Annotated in this window: 13 protein-coding genes, 1 other RNA gene and 2 pseudogenes; 4 read left to right on the forward strand and 12 right to left on the reverse strand. The window is 36.1% G+C overall.

Annotation, left to right across the window (positions count from 1 at the left end):
• Positions 1-46 precede the first annotated feature (46 nt).
• From Wcon_RS13390 to Wcon_RS06470, 4 genes and pseudogenes are all read right to left on the reverse strand, one after another.
• Positions 47-987 (reverse strand): annotated as a pseudogene (locus Wcon_RS13390) (IS5 family transposase).
• 213 nt (positions 988-1,200) lie between these two features.
• Positions 1,201-3,870, reverse strand: coding sequence for a pyruvate, phosphate dikinase (ppdK, locus tag Wcon_RS06460; protein WP_114517632.1), 2,670 nt, complete (start codon positions 3,868-3,870; stop codon positions 1,201-1,203).
• 341 nt (positions 3,871-4,211) lie between these two features.
• Positions 4,212-5,774: a glutamine-hydrolyzing GMP synthase gene (gene guaA / locus Wcon_RS06465; protein ID WP_114517633.1), complete on the reverse strand. Its 1,563-nt coding sequence runs from the start codon at positions 5,772-5,774 to the stop codon at positions 4,212-4,214.
• Between the two features lie 147 nt (positions 5,775-5,921).
• Entirely contained in the window at positions 5,922-6,122 is a 201-nt protein-coding gene (locus Wcon_RS06470; protein ID WP_114517634.1) for a hypothetical protein, read from the reverse strand.
• 228 nt (positions 6,123-6,350) lie between these two features.
• Between Wcon_RS06470 and Wcon_RS12080 the strand changes: the two genes are divergently transcribed.
• On the forward strand, positions 6,351-6,647 hold the full coding sequence (locus Wcon_RS12080; RefSeq protein ID WP_458694576.1) for a transposase: 297 nt from the start codon (positions 6,351-6,353) through the stop codon (positions 6,645-6,647).
• A 240-nt stretch (positions 6,648-6,887) separates the two neighbouring features.
• On the opposite strand, the pseudogene ispG reads toward Wcon_RS12080, so the two are convergent.
• The 8 genes and pseudogenes from ispG to Wcon_RS06520 all read right to left on the reverse strand — a co-directional run bounded on the left by ispG (position 6,888) and on the right by Wcon_RS06520 (position 14,891).
• Positions 6,888-8,169, reverse strand: a pseudogene (gene ispG, locus Wcon_RS06480) (flavodoxin-dependent (E)-4-hydroxy-3-methylbut-2-enyl-diphosphate synthase).
• A gap of 26 nt (positions 8,170-8,195) precedes the next feature.
• Complete coding sequence (locus tag Wcon_RS06485) at positions 8,196-8,840, reverse strand: TRP75-related protein (RefSeq protein ID WP_114517635.1); 645 nt, start codon at positions 8,838-8,840, stop codon at positions 8,196-8,198.
• A gap of 176 nt (positions 8,841-9,016) precedes the next feature.
• A complete protein-coding gene (locus Wcon_RS06490; protein WP_114517636.1) occupies positions 9,017-9,574 on the reverse strand; it encodes a hypothetical protein in 558 nt (185 codons plus the stop codon).
• A gap of 128 nt (positions 9,575-9,702) precedes the next feature.
• Entirely contained in the window at positions 9,703-11,817 is a 2,115-nt protein-coding gene (locus Wcon_RS06495) for a DNA translocase FtsK (RefSeq protein WP_114517637.1), read from the reverse strand.
• Positions 11,818-12,096, reverse strand: a complete 279-nt coding sequence (locus Wcon_RS06500) for a YggT family protein (RefSeq protein WP_114517638.1) — start codon at positions 12,094-12,096, stop codon at positions 11,818-11,820.
• A 623-nt stretch (positions 12,097-12,719) separates the two neighbouring features.
• Positions 12,720-13,148 carry a ClpXP protease specificity-enhancing factor SspB gene (locus Wcon_RS06505; RefSeq protein ID WP_114517639.1) on the reverse strand — a complete coding sequence of 143 codons (429 nt, stop codon included), beginning with the start codon at positions 13,146-13,148 and terminating at the stop codon, positions 12,720-12,722.
• A gap of 22 nt (positions 13,149-13,170) precedes the next feature.
• Positions 13,171-13,511: a transfer-messenger RNA gene (gene ssrA, locus Wcon_RS06510) on the reverse strand.
• A gap of 483 nt (positions 13,512-13,994) precedes the next feature.
• On the reverse strand, positions 13,995-14,891 hold the full coding sequence (locus Wcon_RS06520; RefSeq protein WP_114517641.1) for an ankyrin repeat domain-containing protein: 897 nt from the start codon (positions 14,889-14,891) through the stop codon (positions 13,995-13,997).
• Between the two features lie 995 nt (positions 14,892-15,886).
• Between Wcon_RS06520 and Wcon_RS06525 the strand changes: the two genes are divergently transcribed.
• The 3 genes from Wcon_RS06525 to Wcon_RS06535 all read left to right on the forward strand — a co-directional run.
• Entirely contained in the window at positions 15,887-16,777 is an 891-nt protein-coding gene (locus Wcon_RS06525; protein ID WP_114517629.1) for a reverse transcriptase domain-containing protein, read from the forward strand.
• A gap of 155 nt (positions 16,778-16,932) precedes the next feature.
• Positions 16,933-17,370: a group II intron maturase-specific domain-containing protein gene (locus Wcon_RS06530; RefSeq protein ID WP_255565525.1), complete on the forward strand. Its 438-nt coding sequence runs from the start codon at positions 16,933-16,935 to the stop codon at positions 17,368-17,370.
• Positions 17,367-17,546, forward strand: a 180-nt coding sequence (locus Wcon_RS06535; RefSeq protein ID WP_147269164.1) for a hypothetical protein, incomplete at its 3' end; no start/stop codon positions are given. The genes Wcon_RS06530 and Wcon_RS06535, both read left to right, overlap by 4 nt.

Consider the following 17,546-nt stretch of genomic DNA (forward strand, 5'->3'; position numbering starts at 1 on the left):
GGCTTTGTTGCATCGCTCTTTGGATAGTAGATAATGTATAATAAATTCATGAAGCTATCTCAAATTTAGCGACGCCAATTTCAATAAATTTATTGAGTAAGTAGCATTTTATTAGCAATTCTTTTTCACGATTTACTTCGGATTTATTTCTAAAGCTAAACCCAAATGTTTGTTTTAGTCGCGAAAAAAAAACCTCAATATATGACCTCTTTCCATAATTTACTTTTTCTTTCCACTTCTTCATACCATCTTCATTATGTAATTTGATTAACCTAATAGCAGTGTTCCTATCAGACATGTAGTCTATTTTTAAATGCTCTGCTGCACAGGTTTTTGGTAGAATTTTTGCTTTTATATTATATTCTTTGCATAATTTATAAAGCTTATGCCTATCGTACGCCCTATCGGCATATAGTACTTTTACGACATGCTGAAAATCAACTTTTTTTAGCAGATCACAAGTGATCAGAGTAGACACCGTTACTGTATTTTACAGCTATGGCGTTTTTGCTATTTATATTCAACATTACATGCAATTTTCTTGTCTGTTCATAGCTGCGATACTTTCTATCTTTACTATTTTCCTTACTGTGACCAGGGGTATTATTATAAATACTGATACTTGTACTGTCTATGGCAATTTCAATATCTTCCATATTGTTTTTGTCAACTCTGCAATCATTGATCTTAATATTGAGTTTTTTAAACCTTCTTGAAGCCTGCGAATAGCTAATGACTGCTAAGCCTTTTCCTACTTGCTGCAAATATCCTTTTATAAACCCTACCGTTTGTCTTAAGCCAATTCTAAAGAGACTAGCGACTATATGCACTAAAATCACAACTTTATCACTGTAAATATTGTTGCCACCGAACACTTTTGGACCATGTTCGTACCAATTTTCTATTAATAAAATGAAAAATATTTCCTCTTTCTTGGAGAAATTTGTTATATTCATTGCAGTTACTGACTTTCATTTGCTGTGGCATATTTTTTCTTCAATGGTTAAATGGCTATTCTATAATGAATTTTGTCAGTAACTGCCAGTTCTTTTCTCTTGAGTGATGCAACAAAGCCACTGGAATCCAGAAAATTGATCACAAACAAGACAACATTTTCGGTCAAAAACCAGTGTCTGGGCACTGGCATGACAACGTTATAAAGGAACCTGTTTCAGCTACTTTCATGACACCAGTTATCGCCTACTTACCCAACAAACTTATGCTAAGCTGTGCTGCCACTAACTTTGCAACCGGCACTCTATAGGGTGAGCATGACACATAATCGACCCCTGATTTGATAAAAAATTCTATGGACTGTGGATTCGCTCCATGCTCTCCACATATACCGAGTTTAATTTCTTTTCGGGTTTTTCTGCCTCTTTCAATGGCTATCTTGACTAACTCCCCTACCCCTTCGACATCTAGCACTTCAAATGGATCGCTTTCGAATATGTTGTTTTCCTTATAGGAATCGAGGAAATTAACTGAATCATCTCTTGAGAGTCCCATGGTTGTTTGCGTTAAATCATTAGTGCCAAAACTAAAAAATTCTGCGTGTTTTGCCAGTTTATCAGCAATCAGTGCTGCTCTTGGCAGTTCTATCATAGTTCCAATTGAATAAGCCTTGTCTGATGTCATTCCAGCGCGTGACGCTGGAATCTGCGTCTGTGAGATGACAGAGGATTCTTTCTTTGCTAGCTCGCATATCAGAATAAACTCTTTCTCACCCATGATAAAAGGAACCATAATTTCAGGTTTGACTTCTATCTTCTTTTCTTTCCTTAATTCACTTGCAGCACTAAGTATTGCCCTAATCTGCATGCTATATATTTCAGGATGAGAAATGGCAAGTCTACACCCTCGGTGGCCAAGCATTGGATTTTTTTCTGATAACTGTGCTATTTTATTTTTTACTGATTCAACTGACTTATTCAGTGATTTGGCAATTTTCTCTATAATAGATTGATTATGGGGCAAAAACTCATGCAAAGGCGGATCAAGCAACCGTATAGTGACTTCCCTGCCCTCCATAATAGAAAATATTTCTTTGAAATCAGACTTTTGCATTTCTTCGAGTTTATTTAATGCATTTGTCCTTTCATTTTCATCGTCAGCTATTATCAACTTTTGAATGAATTCGATTCTATCACTAGCGAAAAACATATGTTCTGTGCGACATAAGCCTATACCTTCTGCACCGAATCCTTTTGCAATTTTTGCATCTTTTGGAGTATCAGCGTTCGCTCTCACTTTGACCGTTTTGATTTCATCTATCCAGTTGATTATCGTTTTGAATTCTTGTGATAATTCAGGTGAAATTGTAGGAAGAATGCCAAGCATAACCTCCCCTGTTCCTCCGTTGATGGTAATCGGTTCACCTTTATTTACTTTTATATCCCCTATAGAAAGGAAAGTTCCATCTTTATCGATATAAAGTCCACTCACACTGCAGATGCATGGCTTACCCATTCCACGAGTTACAACAGCGGCATGCGAGGTCATACCTCCCCGCGCTGTTACTATTCCACTTGCAGCATTCATTCCATTAATATCTTCAGGGCTCGTCTCTGATCTTACCAAAATTACTTTTTTACCCTGTTCTGCAGCTTTTTCAGCATCACTTGCACTAAATACTACATACCCAGAAGCAACACCTGGAGAAGCTGGCAGTCCTTTTCCTACTACTTCTTGATCAATTTTAACATCAAGAACTGGATGTAATAAATTGTCAAAGGTTTTTGGGTCAATTCTCAATATTCCTTCTTCTTTTGTAATCTTTCCTTCGTTTACCATATCAACTACTATGCGAATAGCAGCTTCAGCTGTGCGCTTGCCAGATCTAGTCTGCAAAATCCATAACTTACCGTCCTGTACAGTAAATTCGATATCCTGCATGTCCTTATTGTGCCTTTCAAGTTTTTCACATACCGCGCATAATTCTAGGTAGATGCTTGGTAGCAACTTCTCCATGGTATTTTCTTGCTCCCCATTAACTGGCATAGGAGTATAAACACCAGAAACCACATCCTCACCCTGAGCATTAATCAGAAATTCACCAAAGTATTTTTTTTCTCCAGTTGAAGGATTACGTGTAAATATCACGCCAGTTGCAGAATTATCGTTCAGATTGCCAAAAACCATTGCCTGTACATTAACTGCAGTTCCAAGACTTTCAGAAATATTATTTATTTTTCTATAGGAAACAGCTCTATCATTCTTCCAAGAAGAAAGCACTGCATTCACTGAACTGAGCAACTGTTCTTCAATATTCTGCGGGAAATACTTTCCAGTTTTTTCATATACTATCTTTTTGAAATTATTAACAATACCCTTTAAAACATCAATATCAAGACCAGCTAAGCTTTTTGCTCCACTTGTTTGCTGTTCAATATCAATAATGTCTTGAAATAGATTATGGTCAAGCTGTAGTACAACATTCGAGTACATCATGATGAAACGACAGTAACTATCATAGGCAAAACGTTCTCCACTTTTTTTTGCAAGACCAACAACGGTTGCATCATTTAGACCAACATTTAAGATTGTATCGAGCATGCCTGGCATTGAATTCACACCACCAGAGCGTATGGAAACTAATAAAGGATTATTTGAATCCTCGAATTTACAACCGACGTCATTTTCGAGCATCGCCATGTAGTTTTTGATCTCGTTACGTAGGTCATTAGACAATTCATTATCCTGGCAATAGGCCTGACAAACAGCAGTGGAAATTGTGAAACCAGGTGGCACAGGAATGCCAATGTTACACATTTCTGCTAGATTTGCTCCCTTCCCTCCTAGTAGATTTCTCATTGCTGCACTGCCTTCACACTTGCCTCGGCTAAAGTAATATACTGACTTTTCTTTCATTTTCTTTCCAGATTTTCACTAATATACATACTATTCTAATAAATTTGTCAGGCGAGAGTAATAAATTTTGTAAAATTCAGCACAACTAAGTAGCCCCTTTTCCTTTCATTCCAGTGTCCCTATTGTCATCCCAGGCCTCTGTGGTGTCATGAAAGTAGCTGGCACTGGAAGTTGGTAAGCATAAAAGTAATGTTGAAATACAACGTTTCGATGACTATGAAAGAGCTGGATCCCAGTACTGCCATCATAAAGGAACCAGTGTCAGCTACTTTCATGAACCCTCCTGCAAATTGCAATGTGTGTACAGTTATGCGTGTGACACTGGGATGACATCTTATTCGCTACTCCCACTCAATAGTTGCTGGTGGCTTGGAAGTTAAGTCATATACAACCCTATTTACTCCGGAAACGTTATTAACGATTATGTTGCTAACATTTTGCAAAAAATCCCAAAATACTAACGAATGTTGACTTTTATTTTCAAATGGAAATGCATCTGCCGTCATACCATCGGATGATGTTATAGCTCTCAAAGCACAAACATATCCATATGTACGATTATCTCCCATAACCCCCACAGTTTTTATTGGTAACAGTACAGCAAAAGCCTGCCATATCTTATCGTATAGATCGTAATTTTTCATTGTATTGATATATATTGAATCTATTTCTTGCAATATTTGCACCTTTTCTTTATCGACCTCACCTATGATCCTTACTGCAAGCCCAGGTCCAGGAAACGGATGTTGAAATACTATCTCGTCTAAAAGCCCAATTTCTTTTCCAAGCAGCCTGACTTCATCTTTAAAGAGATAGCGTAAAGGTTCTACTAGTTTCAGATTCATTTTTTCTGGCAACCCACCAACATTGTGATGAGATTTAATTGTACTAGTATTTCCTGAAGCGTGCCCTGATTCAATTACATCGGAGTAGATTGTGCCTTGCATTAAAAAATCCACATCACCTATTTTTTTCGCCTCTTCTTCAAATACTTCAATAAAAGTATTGCCAATAATCTTTCGCTTTTCTTCTGGATCAGTTATTCCCTTTAGCTTACTTAAAAACAAGTTTGATTTATCAACGTAATTTATCGAAATCTCTTTTAACATAGCAGTGGTCTGGCTCTTGCGTAATAACCCAGTATCGATAAAAATACAGTTTAATTGTTTTCCTATAGCTTTATGTGTGAGAACTGCTGCAACACTCGAATCAACTCCCCCACTTACTGCAGCAATTACTTTTTTCGCCCCTACTAAGTTTTTAATTTTTTCCTTCTGCTTTTCAACAAATGACCTCATTGTCCAATCTCTCTCACAATTTGCAATATCTAAGAAATTAGAGAGAAGTTTACTACCATTTGTCGTAGGTTTAACTTCAGGGTGGAACTGAGTACAGTAAATCTTCCGCTTTTCGTTGGCAATTATTGCGATTGTTTGATTTATTACACCTGAGGCAATAACAGTAAATCCTTGCGGTATAGTTTCGACACTGTCTGCATGGTTCATCAGCACACCGACTTCGGAATTAACTTCCCAAGTGTCCTTTATAATTAGAGATTCTTTTAGTATCTTGATTTTAGTTTTGCCAAATTCCTGATTGAATCCTTTTCTTACCTTTGCCCCGAAATAATGACAAATAAGTTGCTGTCCATAACATATTCCAAGTATAGGAGCGTTTATTGTCTCGTTAAGTTTTATAATTTTATGTGCTACTTCACTTACTTCAGAGCAATTATCATTTACAGATTGCGGCCCTCCAGAAAAAATAAATCCATTGAATTTTGATACTGTTTCAAAATTGATGTTGCTTGGAAATATCTCACAGTAAACGCCCATTTCCCTGATTTGTCTTGCGATCAGCTGTGTAAATTGTGAACCAAAATCAATAATGGCAATTGCTGACAATGTGCTCCTCCATATTATTTAAAGCAATGTCTGATAATAAAGAAAATAATGGAGTAAGTAAACTAAGACCTGTTTTAAAGCTTTGACGGACAGCGTGGGTTGGCTATGATCTATTTTTATCTAAGAAGAACTTTTTACGGTGGTACTTCAGAACCCCTCTTTAGGGTTAAGACATACTTCCAATTCTTCCCAACCACTATAACTTCCACCACCAACCAATGCTATACACACTCCGGATAGAGACTTAGCCTTAATCACTTTTCCAGTTTTGTTATCTACAAACTCTTCCACTCCCTCAACTTTAATTTCGTATTTCTGGTCACTATTTGAGCGATCCCATACAAGCATTTTTCCTATAAATAGAGCTTTGATGACCTCTTTATTTTGTACTTTATATGTTAAAAATAAGTCTTTATAAGTATTACAAAGTGGTAGTATAAAGATGTGTAGAGAAGACAACCTTGGTCATAGGGACCGTCTTGCAGCAAGGTTCTCTTCTCTTAAGTTGTAATAGTTTAAGGAAATAATCAACTTGATCAGGTACATGTTGTTTAAAATATAAAAAATAAAGAAGTAATAGCTACGGAATACACTAATGCTATTTCACGTGATAGTACATTAGCATATAACATGCTAAAAAAAATAGAGAATAAGTACAATATCTTATCCCTCTACGCAGATGCATTTTATGATGCAACGAATGTGTATAAAATATGTAAAGAATATAATATAAAGCCTATAATACGGCCAAGAAAAGATGCAAAAATCTACATGTCAGAAAGAAATGAAAATATTAGTATAATAAGGTTGAGTGAGAATTATAAAGATGGCATAGCAAATTGGAAGAAGAAATGGTGTGAGGTCCTACGTTGAAAGCTTTTTCTTTAGACTTAAAAAAACATTTGGATTTAGTTTAAAAAATAAGTCTGAAATAAATCGTGTGTCAATCAAGTGCTATTTAATAAATGAATTTACTAAAATTGGTACTGCTAAATTTGAGATAGTTATGTAAAGTTTTATTATTCTTAATAAATTAAGGAGCTATGCAACAAAGCCGCGCTCCACTAAACAGATACTATTTTTTGCATTTAATTTACAATAAGCGTGAACCTGTTACGTGTAATGTTCTTCCACATAATCACTAATAATTGCCTTAAATTCTTCAAAAATATTATTACCTTGTAAAGTTTTGAAATATTTGCCGTCTTTGTAGACTGCTGAAACAGGTTTTTCCCCATATCCAGGCAGGCTGATCCCCAGATTTGCATGTTTGCTCTCTCCGGGACCATTTACTATGCATCCCATAACAGCGATGCTCATATGCTCTACACCTGGATTCTTTTTCTTCCATATCGGCATATGAATTTTTATGTGGCCATTTACTTCCTCAGTTAATATACGAAAACGATCGCTACTTGTGCGCCCACAACCAGGACATGAACTAACCTGAGGGTTAAAGTAGCGCAAGCCTACAGACTGTAGTATTTCCTGACACACTACCACCTCATTAGTGCGTGATTCACCAGGACGCTGAGTTAAAGAAGCTCGTATAGTGTCTCCAATACCATTTTGCAATAAATAAGTAAGCCCTGCTGTGGTATTTATCACGCCTTTATCGCCCATACCAGCCTCAGTTAAACCCAAATGCAGCGCATAATTGGAAGATTTTGCAAGTGCCGTATAAACTAAAATTAAATCTTGCACTCTACTGATTTTACACGAAATGATTATTTTATCTGCACTAAGGCCAATTTCTTCAGCTTTTTTTTGCACTGCCAAGAGCAGACATTACAAGCGCCTTACGCAATATAACATCAGAAGGTTTTGGATCACTGGACAAGGAGTTTTCATCCATTAGTTTTTGTGAAAGGTACTTATCAAAACTACCCCAATTTACTCCAATTCTGACAGGAAGATCATGCGTTATTGCGTACTCTATAACTTTTTCAAATTTTTCATCACGTTTGTCGCCAAAGCCTACATTGCCTGGATTCATCCTAATTTTACCCAGCATCTTAATGTTGTCTGGATAATTCTGAACTAGCCTGTACAACTCATATTGTCCGCAGCCTACTAATATCTTATCATCAAAACCCTCTTTATTTATTTCCTCTACTATATAAGGTATTGCTTTTGCTACCTCCTCTGAATTCAAAGCAATTCGCACCAACTCTGAACCTGCATGCACTAGTTCTATTATTTCTTTCGCATATTGCTTAGCACTGCTTTTTATGTTGTCAGGATCTATATGTACACCAAGCGCCATAGATTGAACGACTATAGGGTTATTTCCACCTATCTTCACTTGTCCAACTTTTACAGTATGAGTTTTATGCCTGGAAATTGGCGATAATTCATATGCATCATCACTCAATATCAGGTCTTTATCTAGCATATCATTAGTCGGCCAATATTGTGATACTATTTTACTGCGTCAGCTACACTGCCAAATGAACTTGAACCATTAAAACTATAATGTGTATTAGAATCTACGTTATTCAAATCAGTGATAGAATCATGTGAGCATGTTCTTCTTGACGGAGTTTCTTTTATAGTGACATTTATAGGGGAAATTTTTTTTTCTCGCGTTGAACTAACTTTTTTCTCTTTTTGTTGTTCACTTTTATGTTGCTCGCTTTCATAATAAGAAACTGGCTCTTGATCTATAAATACAGCACCCTTTAAACGGGCAAGATTAATACCATGCTGATTTATCATAGCATCCTCTTCATCTTCAACTATGCAGGCTCTCACGTCGTTTGGCTCATTATCAAGGCTAGCAATTTTTTTTTCTTTTAATTTTTTGATTAGATCTTCTTTATTCACGTTAGCATTAGATTGACCTTGTAACTTTTTTTTCTTGAGAATCTCCCTACGCTTTTCATATAATTTATACGACTCAGCAAAATCCTCATCTATATGAAAATTTGTACCACCAGGGTTACCAGGAGGTATGTACCTCTTACTGAGCTTTACTTTAGACTTAGCTTCAGCATCATGCACAATAAAGGAACTAGAAACTAGAAACATTAATATAAAGAAAATTTTAGAAAAGAACTTGAACATACCATAGTGAATATCGTGCCTTAAAAGATAGCAATTAACAAACTTTAAGTAAACCTGAATCTTTACTAACTTTATAATACAAACATTTTTCTAAAAAATTTACTATCAAAACCTACATAATCTAAAGGAAGTTTAAGGTGTTACAAATTTTACGTAACACCTTTTCAAGAAGAGCATTATGCTTTTCTTTGTTGTAAGTTATTATTCAGTTTTTCGGTATCACCCACATTACTAAACTTCCCATTTGGTTTATCTTGAGATAAGTCGCTTTTCTTTTCTTTATCGAGCTTAACTCCTTGATAGATACAGAATGCAACAAAACTAGCTATCGCTGTTACAGCAAAAGCAGTGGCTATGGTGCAAATTATTATTGCTTGTTCTTGCCCCCCTACTATCTCTGCAAATGTCTCTACTTTTTCTTCTAAGCCTGTAAATTTTTCTTGCAGGCCGTTTAAGTGCTCTTGCATACCTTGAAACTTCTCAATACCAATCTTTTCTTCTAATGCACCAAAAACTTTTTCAAACTGCTCAACGTCTATCTTTTGAGCTTCTTGCCATTCTTTTAATGCACCAAATACCTCTTCAAACTGTTTAGCATCAATATTTTGAGCTTCTTGCCATTCTTTTAATGCACAAAAAACTTTTTCAAACTGCTCAGCATCTATCTTTTGACTTTCCTGCAATGCTGTTACATCTGATTTATCAAAACCGAACACAAATTTAGTTATACCCATTTTTAACCCCCTAGCTAATTAATATATTATAATTTTACATTCCCAATGTTTAAATTATTATTAAATTAACTATCATTATACATTGATCTTAAAATAACTTTCCTCGACCTGAAGGTTTAAGTTAGCGATTATTCTACCAATATCTCTCTCTTTCCTGAGTAACTTGGAGTGCTGACAATACCTTCTTTCTCCATTCTTTCAACAATATTTGCAGCTCTGTTATAGCCTATTCTAAGCTGCCTTTGAATGTAACTAGTCGAAACCTTTTGATCCCTCTGAATGATGGCCACCGCTTGCTTGTATAGATCGTTCTCTTCATCTTCTGTTTTACCTTCTGATTCTGCGAAAGAATTTTCATCTTCTTTAGTGATTTCCTCCATGTAGTTTGGCTCACCTTGCGTTTTCAGATGATCAACTATATTTTGCACCTCATCATCGCTCACAAATGGACCATGAACTCGAATAATCTTACCACCAGAAGCCATATAAAGCATATCACCCATACCTAGCAATTGTTCAGCTCCTTGTTCACCTAGTATTGTACGGCTATCTATTTTAGAAGTTACAGCAAAACTGATCCTTGTTGGAAAGTTTGCCTTGATGACGCCTGTTATCACATCTACAGATGGGCGTTGTGTTGCCATTATGATGTGTATTCCTGCAGCACGAGCCATTTGAGCTAAACGTTGAATAGAGCATTCTATATCTTTGCCAGCAACAAGCATCAAATCTGCCATTTCATCCACAATCACCACAATATATGGAAATGTCTCCATTTTAATCGGTATTTTTTCAAACAAAGGTTTACCTGTTGTTGAATTAAATCCTATTTGCACAACACGTTCCAACTCTATTCCACTATTCATCGCTTCTATGATTTTTTGATTATAGTTTATTACATTGCGCACATTTAAATATGACATCATACGATAGCGATTTTCCATCTCTTTTACTATCCACTTAAGAGCAATAACAGCTTTTTTTGGCTCTGTTACCACTGGCGTTATTAGATGCGGTATTGCATCATATATTGAAAGCTCAAGCATTTTTGGGTCAATCATTATCATCTTGCATTCATCAGGACTTAATCGATAAACGAGCGACAGAATCATAGTGTTAATTGCAACTGATTTACCTGAACCTGTGGTTCCAGCAACAAGCAAGTGGGGCATTTTAGTCAGATCTGCAATAACTGGTTTTCCACTTATTTCCTTGCCAAGCGCAATTGGAAGATTTAAGTTTGCATTTTGGTATTCTGGTGATTCAAGTAAATCACGCAGCATAACAATTTCTCGTTCTTTGTTTGGCAATTCTATTCCCATGGCATTTTGTCCACGAATTATTGAAATACGTGCAGAAAGTGCACTCATTGAACGTGCAATATCATCTGCAAGGCCAATCACTCTTGCAGATTTTGTGCCAGCTTGTGGCTCAAGTTTGTATAAAGTCACAACCGGTCCATAACATACACTTATAATTTTTCCTTGCACACCAAAATCACTCAGGACCTGCTCCAGCAAAGATAAATTCTTATTGCTCTCTATTTCATTCAGCTGCTTTCTCTGCAAAGACTCCTCTGCTTTAGAAAGTAAATGGATGCTTGGAAACTCGAATTCACTGGAAGGTTTAAAAATTTCTTCGGTGGCTTTTTTCTGTCTTTCTTTTGGTTGTTGTTTAGTAGTGATTTTAGTTCTATATTTTTCTTCTACTACTAATGGTGCCATTGAATACTCAGCAGTTTTACGTAACCTGAAAAACAAAACCTTTGCAAAAAGGTAAATCATTTTTTTACATAAGAAGAGTAGAGAATAAATCACTCTCTTCCAACCAATCAGTCCTACAATACCTACTGATGCTACTACTGCAAATATGTAAAATTGGAAGTTATTAATTAGTGCATTTCCTATTATTCCACCGTGCATGTACCTAGCAGTGATACCAAGCGAAAATTGTGTTAATACAGCGCATATTGCTACATTGATTAACATTAGGTAGAGAATTTTTAGCAACCTTTTTGATATCAAAAAGTAAACTATGGTTGTAGCTATTGTAATACTAGTGAGTCCAAAAAATTGAACTAATATATCAGCTAAATATGAACCTACTATTCCACCTAAATTTGTTACTTCCTCATTTGTAGCTGTATTTAAGGATGGATCTTTATATTTATAGCTAAAAACTGATATACATATATATATTAAGAGCGACAGGTATATCGCTGATTTTAGGTGTTTTTTTAACATCTACTTAAAGTAGTAAGTAATTGTATATTTTACAAAGTGAATTGCTATTATCAATATCATTACGGATAAATCCAATCCATTGAACGGTTGTATATACCTTCTGATAACCTTTAGTGGAGGATAGGTGAGTCGATTTAAAGTTTGCATTATGTTGCTTACAACTTCATTATACATGTTAACCACATTAAGTTTAATCAACAAATCGAGAATAACTGAGCATATTAGAATGAAGCTGTAGAGGTCTAGTAGTAGGTTAAGTAAGTATATGATTGGATGCATATTACTGATTTACACTAAAACCTATTATGTGTAGTGATATGTATAAAATCAAGTCTTACAATAGATTTCTTGCATAACCTCCTGTCATCCCAGTGCTTGACACTGGTTCTTTTTTTTCTGGTCACGCGCTGGAATGACAAAGAAGAGTGAGCCGCTAATTTTTCATATGGTTATGCAAGAAGTCCAATCATTTTTATGCTAAAATAAACAATAACCTATATGATATTGTAATCTTTGATTCCAAGTGGATAAAAAATTTATTGATAAATTAACGGAGAGATGTGTACTGTATGAATAGCTTTTTGATCATGTTTATTACATGCAGGATAAGTGTTCAGGTACATGTGAAACCAGCGCTTCTTTTCTTGTCACCTCTTGTTCCTAAGTAGCCCCTTTGTTGTCATCCCAGTGTCAAGCACTGGGATGACACTATTTGTTATGCAAATTGCCACAATGTTCGTATAGTTGTGTGTCTGCACACTGACCATTTGTTCCTATGTTTTTGTCTATCTTATTTTGCCATCCTGATGAACGAATACGTGTTCAGGACCATTTTCCTTACTTTAATATATGGTCTACCCCATTACTTAATGAGATCATTTCTTTTAATTGATATTATAAAACTACTTATCGTAAAGTTGATCTATAGATATAATACTACCATTTGATGATTTTTTAGCAGATTTTTCATTTTCGTATTCTTTATTAGAATCAACGCTAAATACTAAAATATCTCCTGAAATTTTATCATGAAACTCACTAATAGCAAAAAACGGTACAGTGACTTGTTCTTGTTTTCCATGAAAACTCAAACTGACGCTAAACTTATCCTCAAGAACTTTTAGACCATAAAATTGATGCTGTAATATAACAAGCATTTGAGTAGGGTATGATTCTTTCAAGGAGTCTGGTATGACAACACCATTAAAGCGCGTAGAAAATAGTATTTCTAAGTGAGGAGTGAAACCACTACCTGATATAGTATCTAAAGCCTTTTTGACAACTTGAAATTTGCTAGAATTAAGCGACTTCTGATAATCTGTTTTATCCATATAACCCTTACATGTGTAAATTTTTAGGGAACTTCTGTTACCCGGCGTTCCCTAAACCGTGCTTTTCACAATGAAGTTATAGTGCTTAAATTAAGCAGCTAATGCAACATTGTCTTCAGCAGCAAAGTTATCGTTTGCATCTAAATTATGAACTCTTAGCGGTGGTATCTAACCGAGCAAAGCTACCATCTTTACTATGCATGTCGATCCTTACTCGCCCCCGTATCAATCAAAAAATATGGTGGAGGCGCCGAGTACTGCCCTCGGGTCCAATACACCTATTACAAGGTAATTTTATTGCCATAGTGCATAAAAAACACACACATGCTTATTATACAGTAGTATTGAATAAATGTCAAGTTATTGAACTCCAAATTGATTGGTAGCTAAAAAACTAATATAAAAATTACTTCGCCTATTTATCTAATCTTAGTATAATCACAGTAGAGGTATTTTTAGAGCTCAAAATCTATCTTCGTCTGCAGACTTTTCTATTAAATAATCAAACTAAGTAAAAAATGTAGCGTATCTTCTTCAGCGCACATGGGTGCACACATATGCTTAATCTCTGTCGTATGTGCGTTGCATTTTTTCTGTTCTTTATTAACATGGGGGGTTCTATGCCTAATTCTTAACAAAAACTGCTCAAATGCTTGTGTAGCTATTGAATTTACTGAATTCAAGAAAGTAAGAGACAGTATGAGAAGTAACATAAATCGAAAAAAGATGAGTTGTGGAACAAAAAATGCAGACAATTGTGGAAAATTGCCTGCGTAACTAGACTACAAATTAGTTTTTCTTCTCAAGAATTAAATCAATTCAGCTGCACTTTCTAACGGAATATTTTTAAGAAAAAAAGTAATATGAAAGAGGATTTTCGTATTGATCTTGTGAATCAATCTCTACTTCTTGCTCTGATGACATCTGTGATGTCAGTCCTTCATCAGATAAAAGAATTTTTCCTGTAAGAATTTCTATTACTTCTTCCTTTTTACTAGAAATAGCATAATCCAAAGGGGTCTTTCCTTCATTATCACGTATATTAATTTCTGCACCGTTTTTTAGTAGCATTTCTACGAAGTATTTGCACAGGGAATTTGAGCAAGAAGCAGCAAGATGGAAAGGTGTCTTCCCTTCATTATCTCGTATATCAACTTCTACACCTTTGTTTAGTAGCCTCTCTGCCATCCATATGCTCTGTCCTGGAGTAGAAACAGCAAGATGTAAAGGTGTTCTTCCTTCATTATCTTGTATATTAACTTCCGCACCTTTGTCTAGCAGCATTTTTACGTTTTCTTCTTTTGTCTCTTTTGTACCCCAGAAAGATGAAACTATGTCAGAAGCAGCAAGATGCAATGGAGTCTTTCCTTCGTTATCTTGTATATTAATTTCTGCACCTTTGTTTAGCAGTCTCTCTACTATCCATGTGTTCTGTCCTGGAATAATAACAGCATAATGTAAAGGAGCCTTTCCTTCATTATCTCGTATATTAACATTCGCATCCTTTTCTATAAGAAGCTCTACTACTTTTGCACAGCCATTTTCAGATGCTAAACATAGTAAGTTACTTCCACCAAATGAATTAGCATTTATATCAAATCCATTTTCTTCCCATGCATTATACATATCAACATCATGTTGCTGCAGCTCACTTTTAAATTTTTCAATTATGTTAGATGAGCTTACTTTGTCATCATTATCAATCCTATATAGTATTTTTTGTAATATCGACGTGTTATTCATAATGTTCTCCAATTTTTAAGATTATATACTGATTATAGTATATAATCAAGCTATGAAAATAAAAACATCAGATGCAATTACTACTATGCTGTAGGTGTTAATATAATTTAAAATCTGTTCATGGGCATCGCAAATATTGAAGCAAGAGCAGCGTCATTCCAGTGCTTGACACTGGAATCCAGACTTTGATTGTTATACTTGTAAATAAGTGTAATGGATAATGGTCTTGGTGAGAATAAGAGTTCATCTAAAATGTAGTATTTTTGTTGAAATAGCTCAGCTAGATTCCAGTGTCAAGCACTGGAATGACACCATTAGATTTAACCTTATACTAAGTGAATTAGTAGCAGTTCTAAATAAAAAATGTGGTCTCATAACGATATTGCCTTTGTGTGACGTGAAAGTCGTCTATTAAACTGTTTAGCACTGACTAAACCGAGTGTTTTGCCACTCGTACCCTACTAAACTGTATAAGTACAGTAATGTCTTATGCAAAGCGTTTAGGACAATGAACCCGCCCGAAAAGGAGAAGTTCGGTCTGTGAAGAAGGAACGATGCTATAAGTGTCAAGTTGGCACGGGGGCTAGGGTGAACGGTATGGATAACAGAAGTGAATGATCGTAAGCATCGTTAAATCGAACAAGCCAAAGACACTGACAGGCTTGGACCAAAAGGTATGTGGTAGGTTATCAGCGTGAACGCATCTGATACGCAAACATAAACACCACCGGTGTATAGATCAATCCTAACCCGCTCGTTGTTTGATAGGTGGAACACGGAAACCCCATATATCTCTGGGTAATTTCTTTACTCAGTAAGGTTGATCATGAGAAAGACTGATGGATATGTGGGATTGGGAGTGTGGAAAAAGTGAATGCTCATCTGTAATGGATGAGATACAGGTTTAAACGTTATCTGGCTCGAAAGAGAACTGACGTCCACTACGGTCATCTTGAACAAGATTGTTTGTAAAACCTTTTAAGTGAGGAAAGCAGATGGTTACAGGTAAAATTGTAAGTGCACCTTTCGGTACAGCAGAACACTGGAATCAAATTAACTGGTTTCAGTGTAAAAAAAATACCAGAAGGCTACAAGCTCGTATTGTTCAGGCAACAAAAGCTAGGAGATGGAATAAAGTGAAAACTTTACAACGCCTCCTCACACGTAGTTTTAGTGCTAAAGCGTTGGCAGTAAAACGCGTAACTTCAAATAAAGGAAAATGTACAGCTGGTGTTGACAACCAGTTGTGGCAGAGCCCTTCAGCAAAATCTCAAGGAATTGCAAACCTGAGGCAACGAGGATATCGCTCTCAACCTTTGAGACGAGTCTATATCCCCAAACCTACAGGCAGCAAGCGACCTCTTAGTATTCCCACTATGAAAGATCGAGCGATGCAGGCCTTATATCTTATGGGACTTGATCCTGTTGCAGAAACAATAGGAGATAGACACTCATACGGATTTAGGAAACATCGCTCAGCTGCTGATGCGATAAGCCAGATCCACAAAACTTTGGCGGGACGCGACAGATCGCAATGGATCCTAGAGGCGGATATTAAGAAGTGTTTTGATGAAATAGACCATTGCTGGTTAGAAAGCTCAATTCCAATAGAAAAGAATATTCTCAGCAAATGGTTAAAATCTGGGTTCATAGAAAAACAAATGTTCCGCTTCACAATAGCAGGGACTCCACAAGGAGGAATTATCTCCCCTGTACTTGCTAACTTGACCCTTGATGGTTTCGAAAATGTTATCAGTAAACATTTCGGGAAGAAGGGAACAAGAAAACGCAAGAAATATGGTGTGCACGTGATTCGCTACGCGGATGACTTCATAGTAACACTGGAAAATCAAAAGAAATTCTTGAGACTAAAGTTAAAAGGCTAGTAGAGGATTTCCTCAGCGACAGAGGGTTAACTCTATCCACAGGAAAAACCAAGATCACACACGTAGAACAGGGATTTGATTTTCTAGGTCAGACAGTACGTAAGTACGAAAGGAAGATAATCATCAAACCTTCAGCAGAAAGTACAAACCGACTTCTGAAGCGCATCCGGTGCTTGATTCGTAAGAACTGCGCAGCAACCCAAGAAAAAGTAATAGAACTGCTCACACCTCAAATTCGAGGGTGGGTCTATTACCACAGGGGAATATGCGCAAGAAAAGCTTATGAGAAAGTGGATTCTGAGATTTTTAAAGCCTTATGGCAATGGTCAAAACGCAGACACCCTAATAAAGGCTTACGCTGGATTAAGGAGAAATACTTTAAAACAAAAGAAGCCAGAAGATGGTGCTTTGCAGCGCTGACTAAGAATAAAGGTACAGTTGAGTGGAAGGAACTCTTTCAAGCAACAAGCGTACCAATTCGTCGCCACAAGAAAATTCAAGCTGAGGCAAATCCCTACGATAAAGAATGGTATGCCTACTTTGAAAAACGTAGATCAAATAATCCTTCTCTTTATGAGGATGATAAGATATGATTAATGTTAATCCTAGTAAGGAATTTGAAATGCCAGAATATTTGAAGGAAGCTGTTGCCGGTTCTCGAGAAAAGGACTTAAGATGGCTCGAGCCGTATGAAGGGAAACTTTCAAGTACGGTTCCTAGAGGAGAGTTTAGTGGAAAATATCTCAGTCCACTAAACTCTTACTCGTTC

The sequence above is a fragment of the Wolbachia endosymbiont of Cylisticus convexus genome (assembly GCF_003344345.1).